General features: G+C 25.2%; 18 protein-coding genes and 2 tRNA genes. 16 read left to right on the top strand and 4 right to left on the bottom strand.

Annotated features, from left to right (window positions below):
- The first annotated feature begins 22 nt into the window (after positions 1–22).
- The 5 genes from rpsO (at position 23) to recD2 (ending at position 4,891) form a co-directional block, all read left to right on the top strand.
- A complete protein-coding gene (gene rpsO / locus MPUT_RS02300; RefSeq protein ID WP_014035192.1) occupies positions 23–289 on the top strand; it encodes a 30S ribosomal protein S15 in 267 nt (88 codons plus the stop codon).
- A gap of 68 nt (positions 290–357) precedes the next feature.
- Positions 358–431 (top strand) — tRNA-Gly (locus MPUT_RS02295).
- 335 nt (positions 432–766) lie between these two features.
- Positions 767–1,609 (top strand): DUF3800 domain-containing protein, encoded by an 843-nt coding sequence (locus tag MPUT_RS02290; protein ID WP_014035191.1) that lies wholly within the window; start codon positions 767–769, stop codon positions 1,607–1,609.
- A 393-nt stretch (positions 1,610–2,002) separates the two neighbouring features.
- Positions 2,003–2,647, top strand: a complete 645-nt coding sequence (locus MPUT_RS02285) for a DxFTY motif-containing membrane protein (RefSeq protein ID WP_014035190.1) — start codon at positions 2,003–2,005, stop codon at positions 2,645–2,647.
- A gap of 21 nt (positions 2,648–2,668) precedes the next feature.
- The gene (recD2, locus tag MPUT_RS02280) at positions 2,669–4,891 is read left to right on the top strand and encodes an SF1B family DNA helicase RecD2 (protein ID WP_014035189.1); all 2,223 of its coding nucleotides are present in this window, start codon (positions 2,669–2,671) and stop codon (positions 4,889–4,891) included.
- 44 nt (positions 4,892–4,935) lie between these two features.
- On the opposite strand, the gene MPUT_RS02275 is transcribed toward recD2, so the two are convergent.
- Together MPUT_RS02275 and MPUT_RS02270 are read right to left on the bottom strand one after the other, a co-directional pair.
- Entirely contained in the window at positions 4,936–5,505 is a 570-nt protein-coding gene (locus MPUT_RS02275; protein ID WP_014035188.1) for an MFS transporter, read from the bottom strand.
- Between the two features lie 24 nt (positions 5,506–5,529).
- Positions 5,530–7,107, bottom strand: a complete 1,578-nt coding sequence (locus tag MPUT_RS02270) for a hypothetical protein (protein ID WP_014035187.1) — start codon at positions 7,105–7,107, stop codon at positions 5,530–5,532.
- A 142-nt stretch (positions 7,108–7,249) separates the two neighbouring features.
- Here MPUT_RS02270 and MPUT_RS02265 point away from each other — a divergent pair, with 142 nt between their 5' ends.
- The 4 genes from MPUT_RS02265 to ruvB all read left to right on the top strand — a co-directional run bounded on the left by MPUT_RS02265 (position 7,250) and on the right by ruvB (position 10,659).
- Complete coding sequence (locus tag MPUT_RS02265) at positions 7,250–8,875, top strand: hypothetical protein (RefSeq protein WP_014035186.1); 1,626 nt, start codon at positions 7,250–7,252, stop codon at positions 8,873–8,875.
- Between the two features lie 71 nt (positions 8,876–8,946).
- Entirely contained in the window at positions 8,947–9,111 is a 165-nt protein-coding gene (gene rpsU, locus MPUT_RS02260; RefSeq protein ID WP_004427726.1) for a 30S ribosomal protein S21, read from the top strand.
- Positions 9,112–9,179: 68 nt separating this feature from the next.
- Positions 9,180–9,734: a Holliday junction branch migration protein RuvA gene (ruvA, locus tag MPUT_RS02255; protein WP_014035185.1), complete on the top strand. Its 555-nt coding sequence runs from the start codon at positions 9,180–9,182 to the stop codon at positions 9,732–9,734.
- Positions 9,727–10,659: a Holliday junction branch migration DNA helicase RuvB gene (ruvB, locus tag MPUT_RS02250; protein ID WP_014035184.1), complete on the top strand. Its 933-nt coding sequence runs from the start codon at positions 9,727–9,729 to the stop codon at positions 10,657–10,659. The genes ruvA and ruvB overlap by 8 nt, the downstream gene beginning before the upstream one ends.
- 7 nt (positions 10,660–10,666) lie before the next feature.
- Here ruvB and MPUT_RS02245 read toward each other — a convergent pair whose 3' ends face one another.
- Entirely contained in the window at positions 10,667–11,473 is an 807-nt protein-coding gene (locus MPUT_RS02245; RefSeq protein ID WP_014035183.1) for a hypothetical protein, read from the bottom strand.
- 92 nt (positions 11,474–11,565) lie between these two features.
- Here MPUT_RS02245 and MPUT_RS03740 point away from each other — a divergent pair, with 92 nt between their 5' ends.
- Genes MPUT_RS03740 through MPUT_RS02220 form a run of 5 tightly spaced genes read left to right on the top strand, consistent with a single transcriptional unit; the run spans position 11,566 to position 16,168 of the window.
- Entirely contained in the window at positions 11,566–12,498 is a 933-nt protein-coding gene (locus MPUT_RS03740; protein ID WP_014035182.1) for a hypothetical protein, read from the top strand.
- Positions 12,499–12,528: 30 nt separating this feature from the next.
- On the top strand, positions 12,529–13,620 hold the full coding sequence (yqeH, locus tag MPUT_RS02235; RefSeq protein WP_014035181.1) for a ribosome biogenesis GTPase YqeH: 1,092 nt from the start codon (positions 12,529–12,531) through the stop codon (positions 13,618–13,620).
- A 43-nt stretch (positions 13,621–13,663) separates the two neighbouring features.
- On the top strand, positions 13,664–13,921 hold the full coding sequence (locus MPUT_RS02230) for a DUF896 domain-containing protein (RefSeq protein ID WP_014035180.1): 258 nt from the start codon (positions 13,664–13,666) through the stop codon (positions 13,919–13,921).
- Positions 13,911–15,899, top strand: a complete 1,989-nt coding sequence (gene tkt / locus MPUT_RS02225; protein ID WP_014035179.1) for a transketolase — start codon at positions 13,911–13,913, stop codon at positions 15,897–15,899. Before MPUT_RS02230 ends, tkt begins: the two co-directional genes overlap by 11 nt.
- Before the next feature lie 20 nt (positions 15,900–15,919).
- Positions 15,920–16,168 (top strand): YneF family protein, encoded by a 249-nt coding sequence (locus MPUT_RS02220; RefSeq protein ID WP_014035178.1) that lies wholly within the window; start codon positions 15,920–15,922, stop codon positions 16,166–16,168.
- A 91-nt stretch (positions 16,169–16,259) separates the two neighbouring features.
- Here MPUT_RS02220 and plsY read toward each other — a convergent pair whose 3' ends face one another.
- The gene (plsY, locus tag MPUT_RS02215) at positions 16,260–17,018 is read right to left on the bottom strand and encodes a glycerol-3-phosphate 1-O-acyltransferase PlsY (protein WP_014035177.1); all 759 of its coding nucleotides are present in this window, start codon (positions 17,016–17,018) and stop codon (positions 16,260–16,262) included.
- Positions 17,019–17,254: 236 nt separating this feature from the next.
- Here plsY and MPUT_RS02210 point away from each other — a divergent pair, with 236 nt between their 5' ends.
- Positions 17,255–17,557: a hypothetical protein gene (locus MPUT_RS02210; RefSeq protein ID WP_014035176.1), complete on the top strand. Its 303-nt coding sequence runs from the start codon at positions 17,255–17,257 to the stop codon at positions 17,555–17,557.
- A gap of 49 nt (positions 17,558–17,606) precedes the next feature.
- A tRNA-Lys gene (locus MPUT_RS02205) sits at positions 17,607–17,682 on the top strand.
- Positions 17,683–17,755 lie beyond the last annotated feature (73 nt).

Below are 17,755 nucleotides of genomic sequence, written 5' to 3'. Positions count from 1 at the left end.
CAAATAAAGGGAGCGATATTTAATGATATCAAAAGAAGAAAAAGCAGCTTTAATTAAAGAATTTGGTGGATCAGAAAAAAACACTGGAGCACCTGAAGTACAAATTGCGATTTTAACTAAAGAAATTTCAAATATGACAGAACACTTAAAAGTTCACAAAAAAGATGTTCCAACAAGAAGAAGTCTATTAAAAAAAGTTGCTCAAAGAAGACACTTTTTAAATTATTTAGTTAGAAAAGATGTTAATAGATACAAAGATGTTATTGAAAAATTAGGAATCAGAAAATAATTTAAAAAAAATTCAAAATTTATTGACACTAATATTTATCTGTAATATTATTATAAAGTGTCATAAATGCAGGTGTAGTTTAATGGTAGAACTTCAGCCTTCCAAGCTGACTGTGAGGGTTCGATTCCCTTCACCTGCTCCAATCGAAAATAACCTTAACACTGTTCTAGCAGTGTTTTTTTATGTTTAAAATAAGCTAAACTTGTTATTAAAATTAACTATAAAAATAAAAGTTGAATTATATTGATACTTTTAGATAGTCAATTAGTTATCTTAACTTTATTAAATAGTTCAATTTTAATGTGCTTTCAAGTAAAACTAAATTATTTATTTTTGATCAGTATGATATTATATATATGTAAGACGCAGAACAACCTCAGCAAGCTTAAACGTATATATTAGTAATAATATGAAGTACGTGGGATCCTGTGCAGGGAGAGGAAATCACCTCTCTTTTTTTACGGAGTTGATTGACTGATGAGACGTTATATTCATTTTTTTATTGATGAAAGCGGAAACGCAAAGTCGGATTTTTTTGTGGTTGGTGGTTTTTATTTACAAAGTGATGATCCTAGTGAAATTGAATCAGCAAAATACAAAATTGCTTCAAATATTACTAAAACAGAAAAATCAATTAAAAAATATCGCTTTTTAAATGAAAAAGATTTGATCAATTACTATAGCAGAAATAACACTTCATCACATAACGACAAAGAAGTTAAATGAAATAATATGTCTTATCAAAACAAAAATTATCTAATTGATAAATTAAAAAATAATCAGCAACATAATTTTGTTATAGCTTCGAATCTTAAAAAGTGACAAGCAGATTTTATTAATATCAATGCCATATATAATATGATGGTATTTTTTTCACTAGAACGAATTTTACAAAATCTTGCAAACAATCATAAACTGCAAGCAAACGATCAGATAACAGTCAAAATCTATATAGATCAAAGAAAAGACATACCTAAAGTTAAAGATAAAAATGCAAAAAATAAAATGTTTAAACTTTATGGTCTTGAAGATTATTTAGATACTTGTTTTTATAATCAAACCAAGTTTAAGAATTTAAACATAACAGTCAATCAACTGAATTCTATATCTAGTCCAGTAATAAGATATTGTGATTATTTCGTAGGTTGTGTGTCATCAACTTTTAGCTTATTTAATGGTTCTAAAAAACAGTGATTTTCTAACTCTGATTATCTATTAGACAAATTTGTTAAAAAAATTGATTCAAGATGTTTTAGTACACTTAAAAAGCAACAAAAAAGCATGAAAAAAGTCTTTGAAATATTTGAAAATTATAGCTAATAATTTATGAACAGTAAAAATAATTGTGTATGAAAATGTTGATTTATTAATTAGTGATTTTATTGGTTAGTCTAAATTTTGAAAGGTGATATTTATTTATAAATCTCACCTTTTTAATATTAATATTTAAGAAATTTTTAGATTTTTTAAATAGTTGAAATTTGATGAGATTTGAAATGTAAAAGTGATGTTTATATGTTTGAAAAAATAAAATGCTTATAATATAATAACCTTGTGTACGATGTGCACGCAAATGTCATTGTTAAATTATATATATTTTGTAAAAAATTATTTTTACGTATAGAGTCATTCTCTGATTAAAACACCCTTGGGTGTTTTTATTTTTATTAAAATTTCTTTTTGATATACTAAAAATAATTAAGGACTAAGCTAATGCAAACAAAAGAAAAACAAAAGTTAATTGAACAAATAAGATTTAATCAGTCAAGAACACCTATTTGAATAAGTATCTTAGTGCAACTAACAACAGTTGTTAGTTTATTTTTAGTTGTGTTATTTTTATTTGGTGGAGATTTTCAACAATATAGCTGAAATTATTATGATAGACTAGGAAAATTAGCTTATTTATATTTAGCTTTAATTTGTATAGCTTATTTAATAATAGTTGTTTTTATCAATTGAATATTAATACTTTTAAAAGTTCAAAAAGCCGATGCTTTTAGTTATTGTTTAGGATTAGCAATGGTTTGTGTTTCAATTATTTATACTGGAGATCTAATGTATCATTGAAAAGTAGCAGTGGCAGTTAAATCGGCAGTTAGATTTTTAATAGCGATAGTTTCTGCTGTTTTTGGAGTTATTATTGGTACATTGTTAAGTTTATTACAAAGAAATAAAGAATATCAAATTCAACAAGAAAATGAAGCAATTTTATTAGCATATCAAAATCATCAAATAGTTCCAAGTAAAAAACAGTTACGAGCTATTAAAAGATTAAAATATCAAAAACAAAAAGAACAAGAGCAATTAGAACTGATCGAATTTAAAAATAAGTTGTATAAAGATGAATTAGACTAGTCATTAGAAGTGAGAGAAATTATGGAAAAAATAATCACAATCAGAGGATATATTATTAAATTTTTATATTTATCTGATAATTGGGCATTAGCTATTTTCGCTAGCGAAGATAATGCTAAAAAAACCATAAAAATTAAAGGTCCAATTAGTTTAATGAAACCAAAAGTTCTATATGAGCTAAACGGATTTGTAATTACTCATCCAAAGTATGGATCTAGTTTTGAAGTTTCTAGTTTTGTATTGGCAAATATTGATACTCAACAACAAATTATTAATTTTTTAAAATCTGATGTTTTTCCTGGGATTGGAAATTTGACTGCTAAAAAGATTGCCGAACATTATTCAAGTGATTTTATAAAAGAAATACTAGAAGATAGAGAAAAATTTTTCTCAATTAAAGGAATTAATAAATTTAAATTAGAACATATTTATCAAATCATTTATGATATTGAACAAAATAATTCTTTGACATCTGAGTTTATTAATCATCAATTAAATTTGAAAATTCTAAAAAAACTACAACAACATATAACTGATCAAAAAAAAATAGTTGATATATTATCTAACAACTTTTTTGATTTTGCTTTTAAATTTAATTTGGGAAAAATTGAAGATATTGATAAAATCTGGTTGCATTTTTCTAAAAAACCAAATGATATAGCAAGAATTGCTTATTGAACTTTACACGCGTGTAATCAAATTTTGTTTTCAACAGGAGATAGTTATACTGATCAAAAAACATTAGTCAAGAGACTTGAAACATTAATCGATTTTGATGTGAGTGAAAATAAAGAAATTTTATTAAATAGTTTGGTGTTTAGCAAAGAACATGAACTATTAATTTTTAAAGATAATAGGGTTTATACAAACACTTCATATTATGATGAACAACATATTAGTGAAATGTTAATGTATCATCAAAAAAATACTTTAAATAATAAAAGTAATCTTTCTGATCAACAATTAGATAAATTCATTCGAGAAATTGAACAAAAAATTAGTGTTACTAGCAATATCAAAGATTTTAAATATGACCGATCTCAAATTGATGCTTTAAAAGCTTTTGCAACTAATAATATTACAATTATTACAGGTGGTCCTGGAACTGGTAAAACAACAATCATTCAAGCAATTGTTAAGTTGTTTCAAAAAATCTTTAAATCATCTAAATTTTCAGTTTCAGCACCAACTGGTCGTGCAGCTGGAAAAATTAGAGAAAGTTTTACTGGTTCAGAAGCTACCACTATTCATAAACTATTACAATATGATGGTGATGAAGATCGATTTTTTATAAATAAAGAAAATCCTTTAAATTTTGATTTATTAATTGTTGATGAATGTTCAATGATTGATAATAGGTTGTTTAGTCAGTTTTTATTATCTAGTATTAATGCTAAAAAAATTGTTTTAGTTGGAGATCCAGATCAATTACCAAGTGTTAGTTATGGAAATGCTTTTGCTGATATTATCAAATCAAATAAAATTAAAGCGATTAATTTAAATCAAATTCATCGCCAAAGCAAAAATAATGGAATTATCCAATTAGCATATATGATTAAAAATGATAATTTTGATCTTAATAAAATTAATGATTTTAATAATGTGGAATTTATTTTTGATCAGAATAAAGACTATTGTCTAGAACAAATTAAAAAATATTATCAAAAAGATCTAAATTTTATCAACCCTTATAGCATTCAAATTATTTGTCCAATGTATGCAGGAACTTTTGGAATTGATAATTTGAATGATTTTATCCAGTCAACATTTAATTTGAATTCATTTAATGAGCAAAAAGTCTATCAAAGATTAAAAACCAAATATGTTGTTAATGACAAAATAATGTATTTAAAAAATGATAGTAAATTAAATATTTCAAATGGAGATGTTGGAATTATAAAAGCAATTAATAAAAAGCAGAATAAATTTCTTAGTGCTATAGTTAATTTTAATAATATCGAACTAGAGTTTACTAACCAAAATTTTGAAGATCTAACATTAAGTTATGCATGTAGTGTTCATAAAACCCAAGGTAGTGAATATGATACAGTTATTTTAGTTTTAGATTCTAACCATTTTAACCAATTTATCGATAAAAAACTGTTATATACAGCAGTTACAAGAGCTAAAAAACATTTAATCATAATCGCAAAACAAGAATTTTTTTTAAGTGGCATTAAAAAACAAGCAAAACCAAGAAATACAACTTTACAAGAAACAATTATTCAAATGTTTGATAACTAAAACATTATTCAAGTTAAAATAAAAAAAACTTACAAATTGTAAGTTTAGTCATTAAAAGGATTGTTGGGATCATCAAGTGAAACTTGAGATTGATCAGAAGCCTTTTTTTTAACAATTTTAGCTTGCTTTTTATTTTCTTGGGCTTGAATTCTTTGATACTCTTTTTTATATAACAATAATTGCTCATTTAATCTAGACAATGTTTCACTAATAGAAGCTATGATTGCAAGAATAACGCTCAAAGGCATAAATACATAAAATAGTATTTTTAAAATGTTCTGATTATTAACTGTTAAGCTAATCAAAAAATAACTAATTACAAGTACGATTACAACTATATATAAAATAAAACTAGTTATTAAATAAATATTATCTTTTTTAGTATTTTGATACTCTGTTTTATTTCTTAGTTTCAATCTAATAATCAGATATGTAATAAAAGATATAATTCCAAGGACTATTAAAATAATTTCTAAAGTTATAAAAGCAGTTAGACTAGTAAATAGTTTATCAGTTCTAGTTTGTTGGATAAAAGCAATTAAAATGGCTATTGAAAAGATAACACTAGAAAGAGTTGCTAGATATTTTAAAAACTTATATGATTTATAGTTCATTTTAACTTCCTAACATTTAATATTTTAGTCTTGACTATTTTGTTTTTTAGATCTTGATTTAAAAATGATAATAGTAAAAATGATTATTATAACTGCTGCAGCAACAATATATAAAATTCTTTTAATTGTATTTTTCCAAACTAAAACTTCGCTACTAGGATGACTTCCTTTATAAAGATCTTTTTGCTGATGACTAGCATAAAAACTTGAATTAAAAGGTTGATCAATAAGTTCTTTGCTTTTAGATAAAAAACCATCAACAACATGACCAAATTCATGGTTAAGAGTTTGAAATTTATTGTTACTTGAAAATCAAGATTTATTGTATTGATCCTGATTTATTTTAGGAATAAAGCTACTAATTCTTATAACAACATAACTAAAAGTGGTTGATCGATTTTTAAGATCAATGGAAGTAAAAGTAACTCCGTTTACCCCTTTACCTAAACTCTTACCATTACCATCTACTATTTCATTATCTGAAGTTAGAATTAGATTAATAAAAATTCTATCTAATCTATTTTGAGTCATAAGTTCTAAGATGTTGAATAATTTAACAGTATTATCATACAAATCTTTTTTAAAGTTAGCGATTCTGTGTTCAAAAAATGAACTCACAAAATCTAGATTTTTCTTTATTTCGATCGCACTAGCTGAACCTAGGTTAAATCTAGATTTTTCTTTTCATACACTGTCTAAGTGATTTATGTCTTTATATAGATTTTGTTTTTCTAGGACGGGTTTTTTAGGTTTATGTCTTGTATAACGCATGTATTGTTGAAATTTTTCTTTCATTTTTGGCTGTCTAGTTACAAAATTTGAGTAATTAAACTTTTTAAATAGATTATTTGTATAAATATTTGAACCTATTGCACTGATAGATTCTTGAGCATATCATGGATTTAAAAAACCATAATTATTTTGAGATGCTGGACTGTATTCAAAATCTAAATCATTTGAAGGTGTCCAGGTAGTTTCTGGTTTTAATTTATATTCAAGATCCTTAATTTTACTAGAATCATTTTCTATAATTTTTTTTACTTCTTGTCATTCATCTTTAGTATCTAATTCAGCATTAATTTTTGGACTATTTTTTAGTTCTACAAATGTTTTAGTAAAAAAGTGGTCTAATAAGTATCAAACAACATTTTTTTGGTTTTCATTAGAACTAATATATTTATTAAAAGATTCAGCGAAAAATTCTTGATCTGAAGTAGAACCATAAGCTGAAGTTACTAAAAAGCTTGAAATAAAATCGTATTTAAATTTTTCTTTAGCAGCTTCTTTTAATCTTTGAATTGTAATATTATCAATTCTGGGATTAAAAACAATACCCTTTACTAAGCTAAATTCAAGAATAGAATCTACAAATTCTTCATATTCAGTTTTATCGGTACTAAAAGCTGTTGAATTACGATATAAAAAATATCTTAAAGCACTTCCACCTCACATCAAACCATCAGAATGAGGCATGTCGCTATGAAAATTGCGAATTAATTTTGAATTTTGATTATCAAAAGTTTGATATCTTGCTGGTTTTATTAAAAAAAGTGAGCTGATAAATAAAATTAAAATCAAAATGTAATTGAAAAACTTTTTCATTATTTTCACCATAACTCTATTTTATTAATTTTTATAACTACTTATAACTTATTTACAACCAAAACTTATTTTTAAACACTAAATGATATTATATGTTACTTTGGTTAAATATAATTATAATGAATAGCTAGGAATGATCAAAATGTTAAAAAAAATTCAAGACTATATGACTACTTCAATTATAAATAAAATCGATGACTATGTCTTTATTAAAAAATTTGATTTAGAAACCACTAAAGAAATGTTAGCAGTTGATCTTATTGATTTTGAACCATATATGATAGATGTTGTCGACAAATACATTAGATACATAATTTGATTAGAAAAAAATGATAAAGATAAAACTAATGCTTTTTCAAAGTTTGTTAATAGATTTGATGATTTATTTGAAGATGAACAATCTACAAAAATAACTAAACAACAAGATAAACTTAAGCTTAAAAAAGAACTTCAAGAACAAAAAATGAGAGATTATCAACAAAGAAAAAAAGATCAAGAAAAAATAGATAATTATCTACAAAAAAAGCTTGAAAAATATCAACAAGAACTTGAAAGAATTAAACCTTTATTTTGAGCAACCCAAAAAAACAATTCAAATTCTGAAAATGATTTTTCTTCATCTGAAACAGATTTAGATTTACAAACTTCAAACGATCAAATCTTTAATAACTCTTTAGAAAAGACTATTGATGATCAAGTCTTTGTTTTTGATAATCAAAATCAATTATTAAGCAATGATGTTGACATTAATATTAGACCTGAAAATTATGATTCTATTTTGTCTAAAGTTGATCAAAATGATCAGTTAATTTCTGAGCTAATCACTGAAAATGACTATCTAACAACCCATCTAAATACCACTTTTAATAACACCGATTCTGAATTAATTAATAAAACTGCATCAAACAATTCTCAGTCAAATCAATTCGAAGAAAATTTTTTTGAATCTGAAAATCAAAAAAGTGATTTCGAGAAACAATTAACTGCAAAATCTGATCAAACTGAAACTAGTTGAGATGAGCAAGAACTTGAACCTGATACTACTAGTATTAATAACTTTTCAAACACTCAACCACTTGAACAAGATTCTGTTAAAACAACACCAGACTATCAAAATAGTGATTTAGTTAATGATGATTCAGAACTAACAGAACAACAAAAAAATGATCTAAATCTTGAACTTGATCAAACTAATAAAATTGCAAATGATAGTTTAGATATCCTATTAGATCAAGATGATAAACACACTTTATTTAAAACCATTGATGATCTTAATGGTGAAATCATTGATTTTGACCCTAGTGATTTTGGTACTCACACTGTAGATTTAGATAGGTATCACAAATATCAAGAAAATCAAATTATTGGCAATACTGAACCACTAGAAGATGAATTAATTGATGAAATTTTTAATACTCAAGACTTATCATATATGAAAGAAAAATTCTTAGATGATTTTGATGATATTGAAGAAGATGATGAAATTTCAGATACTAAATTAGAATCTAAAACTAAAATTGATAATGAGAATCTAAACGTAGTAATTGATGAACTTAGTGCAGATCATTTAACAAATATTAACCATGTTCTACAACTTGCATATCTTCCAAAATTAGATCAACTAATTAGCTGAGAAAATAAAATTTATTCAGTTGTTGGAATGGGTGTAACAACAGATAAAAATCAAAAGCAACAGCAAATTATTAAACTAGAAGATAGTGATGATCCGACTCACATTATTGACGTAGCATTTGTTCATAATTATTAATTTATTAGCTATTTATTTTTACAAAAAATAATATAAAATTATATTTGTATTGAATTGGAGTTGAAAAGTTAATGGCAAGTGTTATTGTACACGATGGAGAAACAATCGAAAAAGCATTAAAACGCTTCCAAAAAGTGGCTTCTTCTAATAAAGCTGAAGCAAGAAAACGTGAATATCACTTAAGTAAAAAAGAAAAAAGAATTTACAAACAAAAACAAAACCGTAAATTCAAATAATAGTAATTGATTGAACCTTTTTAGGTTCATTTTTTTTATTTTTTACTAATACTTTAATAGGTGATAGTATGAAAGAATACATAATAGCTAAACTAGAAAAAATTGATCAGAATTATTTATATTTATTAAAAGATGATGTTTGTTATAAATTTTATTATTCTAAAAATGATGCAAAGCAATTAAAGTTAAACGACCAACTTAAGTTGTATATTTCAACTATCTGAATCGAAAATGAAATTAAGGACTTTGCTTTTGTAAATCAAGATAATCGTGATCTGTTTGAGATTTTGATAAAAATTAATACAATAGGTCAAAAAACAGTTTTAAAGATTTTAGATAATTATAGTTATCAAGAGTTAATTGAAATTTTTAGAATAGGTGATATTGATAAGATTTTAAAAATTAAAGGGATTGGAGCATACACTGCAAAACTAATTATTAATGCAATTCAAAAAGCACTATTTAATAATCAGTTAAGTGAGAAAAAACAAAAAGTCTTAATTAGTTTAGAAAAATTAGGATATAAAACTAAAGATATTTACAAAGTTATTATTAATGCTGATAATAAATTAAACACTGACCAATTAACTAAATATGTTCTTTTAAATATTAACAATGTTTAGACCTGAAACTTGAGATGAATATATTGGTCAAGATCATATTATTAGTAATTTAAAAATATTTTTAGCTTCAGCTAAAAAACAAAACAAAGTTGTCGATCACATCTTTTTATATGGACCTAGTGGTTATGGTAAAACTAGTCTAGCTTTTTTATTATCAAAACAATTAAAAACACAAATTAGAATTTTAAATGGTCCTAGTCTTCAAAAAAGTAGTGACATTATTTCAGTACTAACTAGTATTAAAGAAAAAGATATAATTTTTATTGATGAAATTCATGCAGTAAATAAAGAAATTTTAGAAATCATTTATCCTGCTTTAGAAGAAAATAAATTAAATATTATTATTGGAAAAGATTATAATTCTAAGGTTGTAAATATTGAACTACCTAAATTTACAATGATTGTTGCAACTACTGAAATTAATAAAATACCAAGTCCTTTATTAAATAGGTTTCCAATTAGTTTTACACTTGAAGAATATGATTTAAAAGATATGAGCAAAATTGTTGAACTTTATTGTAAGAAATTGAATTTAAAGTTAGAAGAGTGCTTATATAGTTATATTGCAAATCACTGTAGACAAACTCCAAGAATTGCAATTAACTTAATTAAAAGAATTAATGATCATATTGTTGTTGATAATCCTAAAACAATTGATATTAATTATATAGATAATGTTTTTAATAAATTAGGAATCTTTAAATTAGGTTTAACAGTTACAGAAATTAAATATTTAAAAATCATATCTAAAAATAAAGTAATGGGTCTTGAAAATATTTCTCATCTTTTAAATACAACTCCAATGATAATTTCAAATAATATTGAGCCGTTTTTAATTAGACAAAATTTAATTATCAGAACATTTAAGGGAAGAGAAATTACTTTAAAAGGTTATGAATATATCAAGGATGTAGAATGTTTTTAAGATTCTATTAATGCAATTTTTGGAAATTTTCTAATAACTCAGATATAAATTCAATATAAAATTGCAGATCAGTTAATTTATTTGTTGTTGCAAATTTAGTAATAAACTCATCATCAAAGTTCATATACATTTCTTCTAATTCCTTAGTCATTTTATCTAAGAAACGTTTTGCAAAAGTGTTAGTTACTTTATTGAAAAATTTTTGTTTTTGATTTCAATCATCAATTTTTAGTATCTTGTTGTAATTTTGTTCAATCAATGCTTTAAAAGGAGCTTCAATTTCAACATTTGAAAGAACATTTTCTAATTTTGAATCTAAACTCTTATTAAATAAATAATGTAAGTCAAAATAATCAATGTCTTCAATAGCTTCATCAGCTCCAACTCTTTTTAAAACAATTTCAAGATCATCGATAAAAAAGTTATAAATACTAAAAATTCTTGTTAATTCAATATTTGAAATTAATTCGTTTAATTCATTAGCTAAATTTTCAGTAAATTGAGGAATGTAATTATTTTGTTGAATTGCTTCTGGAACATCTTTAAATTTTAATAAATATTCTTTTAAAACATTGATATCTTTAGATTTATAAATATCATCTATAATTTGATAAGCATTAGCTTGAATTTCGTTTTCACTTGGTAGTGATTTTAGAATTTCTTTAATTTCTTGGTTAGATTTATCAACACTTAAAAAAACCTCTCTAAGTTTTTCGACAAAAGGCAAATCATTTTCTCTATTAAGAATTTTTAGCATACTTGCTTTTAAGGTCGAAAAAATTAAATCATTAAAATTTGTTAAGTTTTTGCTCATTGTAACTCCTTTGTCAATTTTTATTATATTAAATAAATATATTATAAGTAAGTCTCTTTTGATATTATTATTGATGAGAAAAGATGATAAGTATGAAATTTAACATAATAATTTCAAGTGATAAAAAATATTTTTTAAACAATTTCCAATACTTTTATATTGATAAAAAACAAACTTTAGAAGAACTAAAAAAAATAAAGTGGCCAGCTATTATTGTTGATACAGAATTTTTTAACAAATCACATAACTATGATAATCTTGAACCAACTTTATATGACGAAAATCAAAAAGATTTAGTTTATGTTTTACAGTATTCTTTAGCAAAAAATATGAACGAAATTTATTATAGAGTTAATCGAAAGGCAATTAAATCATTAACAATTAAAAGAAATTTCAAAGACTTAAACTACAACTTTTTTAAACAATACAACTCATTAAAAAATAGTTTTTTAAATATGTGTATTAATAAAAAGATAAGAACCATTATTTTTGCAGGTAGTGCAAATGATAAAAAAATTATTGAATTATGAATTAATCAAAACCAAGCCATTCTAAAAAATAAACACTCTGAACTATTTATCTTAGATCCAACAACTAAAACTTACAAAGTAAATTCTTTTGATGTTTACAAGATTTTACATAACTTAAGCTTTTCAAATACTGATCAAAATAACCAACAGTTTTATAATCCCAAAAATTTAAACAAAGGATCAATAGGTGAAAATACTATTCAGCTTCCTAGTTTAAAAAAGTTTTTTGATTATTTCAACCAAGTTTTTACTGATCCCGGATTTGATGAACAAGAAAATATCTATCAATTATGTTCTGTGGCCTTAAAATTTTTTAGTCTAGATAGTTTAGATGAACAACAATTTAAAGAATATAGGCATAAGATAAATCTAGCTAAAAAGCATTGTTTTAATGATGTTTTAAAAATTTTATATTTAATAGATTTTTTATACTCTTTTTCTAAATTTGATGATAGCAAGAACAAATATATTAAAAAAGATAAGTCTATCATTTAAAGCTTTTAGTTAGTAGAAAGGACAATTTGTATGAAATCATGCTTGGGATGTGGAAGCGTTTTACAAAATCAAGACAAGTTACAAGCTGGTTTTGTTGAAAATATAGATCACGCTTATTGTTTAAGATGTTTTAAAATTAAAAATTATAATCAATTAGTTTCTAATGAAATTGCTGTAGGTGAGTTTTTTGATCGAATTCAAAGATTAGTCGATCAAGCTGATGAAGATTTAATTTTTTATTATGTTTTAGATGTTTTTGATATTGAAGGCTCAAGAATTGCTGAAATTGAAAAGGTTATTAAAAAGCACACAGTTAAACTGGTAATCAATAAAATAGATTTATTACCAAAATCAGTTAAACTATCAAAAATTAAAAATTATATTTCTAAATTGTTTGCAAACACCAGTCTAAATAATGCTGATATTTTACTAGTTTCATCAAAAACTTTAAACCTAGCTGAGCCATTATTTAGTGAAATACAAAACAATAATCAGTATCAACAATATTTTATAGGTGCTAGTAATGTTGGAAAATCTAGTTTAATTAATAAAATGCTAGAATTAAGTAATTTATCTCCAAGGATTGTTGTTTCTAACTTTTTGAATACAACTTTAGAATTTATTTGTATTAGATTAGATGCAAATACTGTTATTTATGATAGTGCTGGAATAACTAGATCAAATAGCATTTCAAATTTAATGGATCAAAAATTTTTAAAGTATTGTTATTTTAAACAAGAGTTAAAACAATTTAGCTATAGATTAAGTTCTAATAATAGTATCTTTTTTGCTGGAGTAGCTTGGTTTGACTATCAATCAGAAACTAAAACTGATTTTCACATTTATGTTAATAAAAACATCAATTTACATAGAACTCAAACAAATAATGCAATAGATTATTGAAAAAAGAACCATAAAGTACTAATTCCACATATTTCTAGTCAGAAAATTAATACATATCAATTTAGTTTTACAAAAAATGATCTTAATCAAGAATTTGATATTTCAATTTCAGGACTAGGATGAATTAATTTTGTTGTTAAAGAACCTTTAAATATCAAAATAAAGATTCCCGGTGAGACAAAATCAACTTTAGTCTCTTTAAGAAAACCATTAATTTAAATAAGTTATTGTTATAAAATATATAAAGTAAAAGGGAAAAAATATGTCAGAAAAAATTGAAGAGATGACAATGCAAGAAGTAGTTGTTGAAATTAATAACTTAGCAAAAATTAAAAACACAAGACCACTAATTGACCAAGAATCTAACTATCGAGAATTGCTTAAAAAAAGATATTTAGAATTATTTCAAAGTAGTTTTAAAGAGCAACTATTAAATGTAAAAGTTATTGATGCAAATAACAATGATATAACTCCTATAAAAATCAAACAGTTAAGAAAGGTAAATAACAATGAAAAATAAAGGTAATGATAACTTAAACGCTTTACGTATACTTGGAGTAGAAGCTGTTAATCAAGCAAACTCAGGTCATCCCGGAGTTGTTTTAGGTGCTGCTGGCATTGTTTATGTTCTATTTAACAAAATTATGAACTTTAACCCAAAAAATCCTAAATGATTTAACAGAGACCGCTTTGTTTTATCTGCAGGTCATGGTAGTTCATTATTATATGCAGCTTTGCATTTAGCTGGCTATAATTTGTCAATTGAAGATCTAAAACAATTTAGACAATGAGAAAGTAAAACCCCGGGTCATCCTGAAGCTCTTTTAACTGAAGGAGTTGAAGTAACTACAGGTCCTCTAGGTCAAGGACTAAGTATGGGAGTTGGAATGGCTCTTGCTGAAACTCACTTAGCTGCTGTTTATAATAAACCAGACTATGATTTAATTAATCATTACACTTATATTTTATGTGGAGATGGAGATCTTCAAGAAGGAGTTGCTCAAGAGACAATTTCTTTTGCTGGAAAAAATAAATTAAATAAACTTATTTTAATTCATGATTCAAATGACGTTCAATTAGACTCACTTGTATCTGAAGTAAATACTGAAGACATGCACAAACGTTTTCAATCAGCAGGATGAAATACACTAAAAGTTGAAGACGGAGAAGATTTACAAGCAATTGAAGATGCAATTCATCAAGCTCAAAAATCAGACAAACCAACATACATTGAAGTTAAAACAATTATTGGTATTGGATCAACAAAACAAGGAACACATGCAGTTCACGGTGCACCTTTAGGAAAAGATATGATAAATGTTAAAAATGCCTTTGGATGAAATTATGCTGATTTTGAAATTCCTAGTGCAGTTTATAAACATTGAGAAATTAATGCTAACAAAGGTGCTAAAGCCGAACAAGAATGAAATGAACTATTTGCATCATACAAAAAAACTTATGATCAACAAGCTCAAATTTTAGAAAATGCAATCGCTAAAAAAATCACATTTGATTTTGAAAAACTACTAGCAAACATTCCTAGTTCAGATGAAGCTACTAGAATTAGTTCGGGAAACATCTTTGACCAAATTTCAAAAGAAGAACAAATGTTAATCGGAGGTAGTGCTGATTTATCATCTTCAACAAAAATTAAAGGTGCGGATGGAATTTTTAGCAGTGAAAACAGATCTGGTAGAAACATTATGTATGGTGTCAGAGAATTTGGAATGGGTACAATCAACAATGGTATTGCAGCTCATGGAGGATTACTACCTGTAGCAAGTGGATTTTTCGTATTTTCAGATTATATGAAACCAGCTATGAGACTAGCTTCAATTATGCAGCTTCAACAATTATATATTTTTACACATGATTCAATAGCCGTTGGTGAAGATGGACCAACTCATGAGCCAATTGAGCAATTAGCTATGTTGCGCTCAATTCCAAACCATATTGTCATAAGACCAGCTGATTATGCTGAAACCATAGCAGCTTATAAAATAGGACTAACCCAATCGTTAGAAACCCCCACTTCAATAATTTTAACTAGACAAAATTTAAGACAAGTTTCATATTCTCAAGCAAATGATCAACCAGCTGATATATTTGAAAAAGTAAGTCGTGGTGCATATGTTATCAGTGATGCAACTAATCCCGCAATTACTTTAATTGCTTCAGGAAGTGAAGTAGCTCTAGCACTTGATGTGCAACAAGAATTAGCAAAACATAAGATCATTGCTAAGGTAGTTTCAATGCCATCAACAAATCTATTTGATAAACAATCAAAAGATTATCAAGATGCAATAATAGATAAAAAAACAATAAGAATTGCTATTGAAATGGCAACACCGATGTCTTGATACAAATACATTGGTGATAATGGAATGATATTTGCAATTGAACGTTTTGGTGAATCTGCTCCAGGTAATACAATAATCTCTAAATTTGGATTTACAAAAGAAAATATAACTAATAGAATTATAGAGAATTTAAAATAAACCAATAGAAAGGAAATAATATGTTTTTAGCAGATGTAACATATTCAACAGGTTCATTTGTAGGAATCATTGTTGCAACAGTCTTAATTTGTTTAATAGCAGGATTGATTTTAGGGTTTTTCTTAACAAGAATTATGGTTAAAAAACAACTAAAAAATAATCCTCCAATAACTGAAAAACAAATCAGAGCTATGTATATGAGCATGGGAAGAAAACCATCAGAAGCAGACATTAAAAAAACAATGAATGCAATCAAAAAAAATAAATAGATTAATATTTAAAACACATTAACAATATTCTTAAGTTTTAAGAATAACTGTATGTGTTTTTATTTTTATAAATTAATTGATAATAAAATGGTTATTTATTTTTAACTTTTCTAGGAAATGTGTCTGGTTCTGTTTTATTTCTAAGTCTTTGGATATTTGGAAAATGTCTTCAAGCTAAAATTATCCCAGAAATTAAAATTACAATATTTGCTTCAAGCATTCCGCTTGCTCAAGTGTTGTTTAACCAAAGATGAAATGAATTAAAAAATGAGAATAGTAAATATCTGTTCCACGCTACCTTAAATTGTTCTAGTCCGTTTCATTGTCATATAAAAGTAGTTGTTCCGCTAAACCAGGGCATTCACATAATTAGCAGAATAACTAGAGCTGACATTATTGAAGCTAAACTAACTTTTCTTCAAATACTTGCTGCGATAAATCACACAATCAAAAAGATTATTAAATACAAAATATTAATAACAAGTAATAATCCTAAAAAGCAACTAACTGCTTTGCCACCTTTAAATCGATAATAAATTGGATAGCAATGTCCAATTAAAGCAAAAATACAAGGAATAAAATAACTAGTTTCTTTAAATAAGTGGTGTTTACTAATAGACAGAATTATGGCAATAATTGCTGTTAAGACAACTTTAGATCCATCTAAAAATGTGATTAATAAACCTCATTTTTTACCAAGTATTCTTGTAGCGTTAGTTGCTCCTGGATTTCCAGATCCAACTGTTCTAATATCTATATTTTTTACCTTTTTAACAATGATAGTTGATCAAGAGATACAACCTATAAAATAACCTAGAACACTTGCAATAATTATTCCTAAATAATGCATAGATTTTTCCTTTCATCAAACTTAATAAAATTATAAAATAAAATAAGACCATTAGAAAATACCAAAGATTAAAAATAAAGATAGTTAAGTAATCTAAAATAACATCTTTAGTATTGTAAAATTTTGAAAATGAATCATCAAATTTTACTTATTATTAAATATTATCTGTTCTGGTATTTTAAGATAATTGGCATTTTGTGATTTATCGATTCAAAAAGAAATTAGAGGATGTAGCTATGCAAAACAATTTTAACAATATGACTTTAGAAGAGTTAAATCAACAAATTAGCCAAGCAGAGTCTGAAATTAAAGATTTACAAAAAAAGCTAAAAAAGGTAAATAAAGAAATTATTAAAAAATCATGATTGTGATGGTTTTTTCCTGTAGTTGGGATGTTTATTTATTTTGCTATTTATTATAATAGGATCCATCAACCATACCATGCAGATAAATTAATTGAAGTTAAAGTTGAGATTGCAGAAAAAGAACTAAGAATCATTTATCTAAAAAAGTTGATAGAAAAAAAGATGATGCAATAAAATAAAACTATTTATTTTCTATTTTAAAAGTTGTAAAATTAAGATACGTGTCTGATTAGCGCAATTGGTAGAGCAACTGACTCTTAATCAGTGGGTTGTGGGTTCGATTCCCACATCAGGCACCATATTCTTAGACTACAACAAAGACTAACCATAAGTCTTTTTTATTTTATTTAATTACAAAAAGTCATTTTAAAG

Source organism: Mycoplasma putrefaciens KS1 (assembly GCF_000224105.1).
Lineage (GTDB): Bacteria > Bacillota_I > Bacilli_A > Mycoplasmatales > Mycoplasmataceae > Mycoplasma > Mycoplasma putrefaciens.
This window is presented reverse-complemented; position numbering and strand designations above follow the sequence as displayed.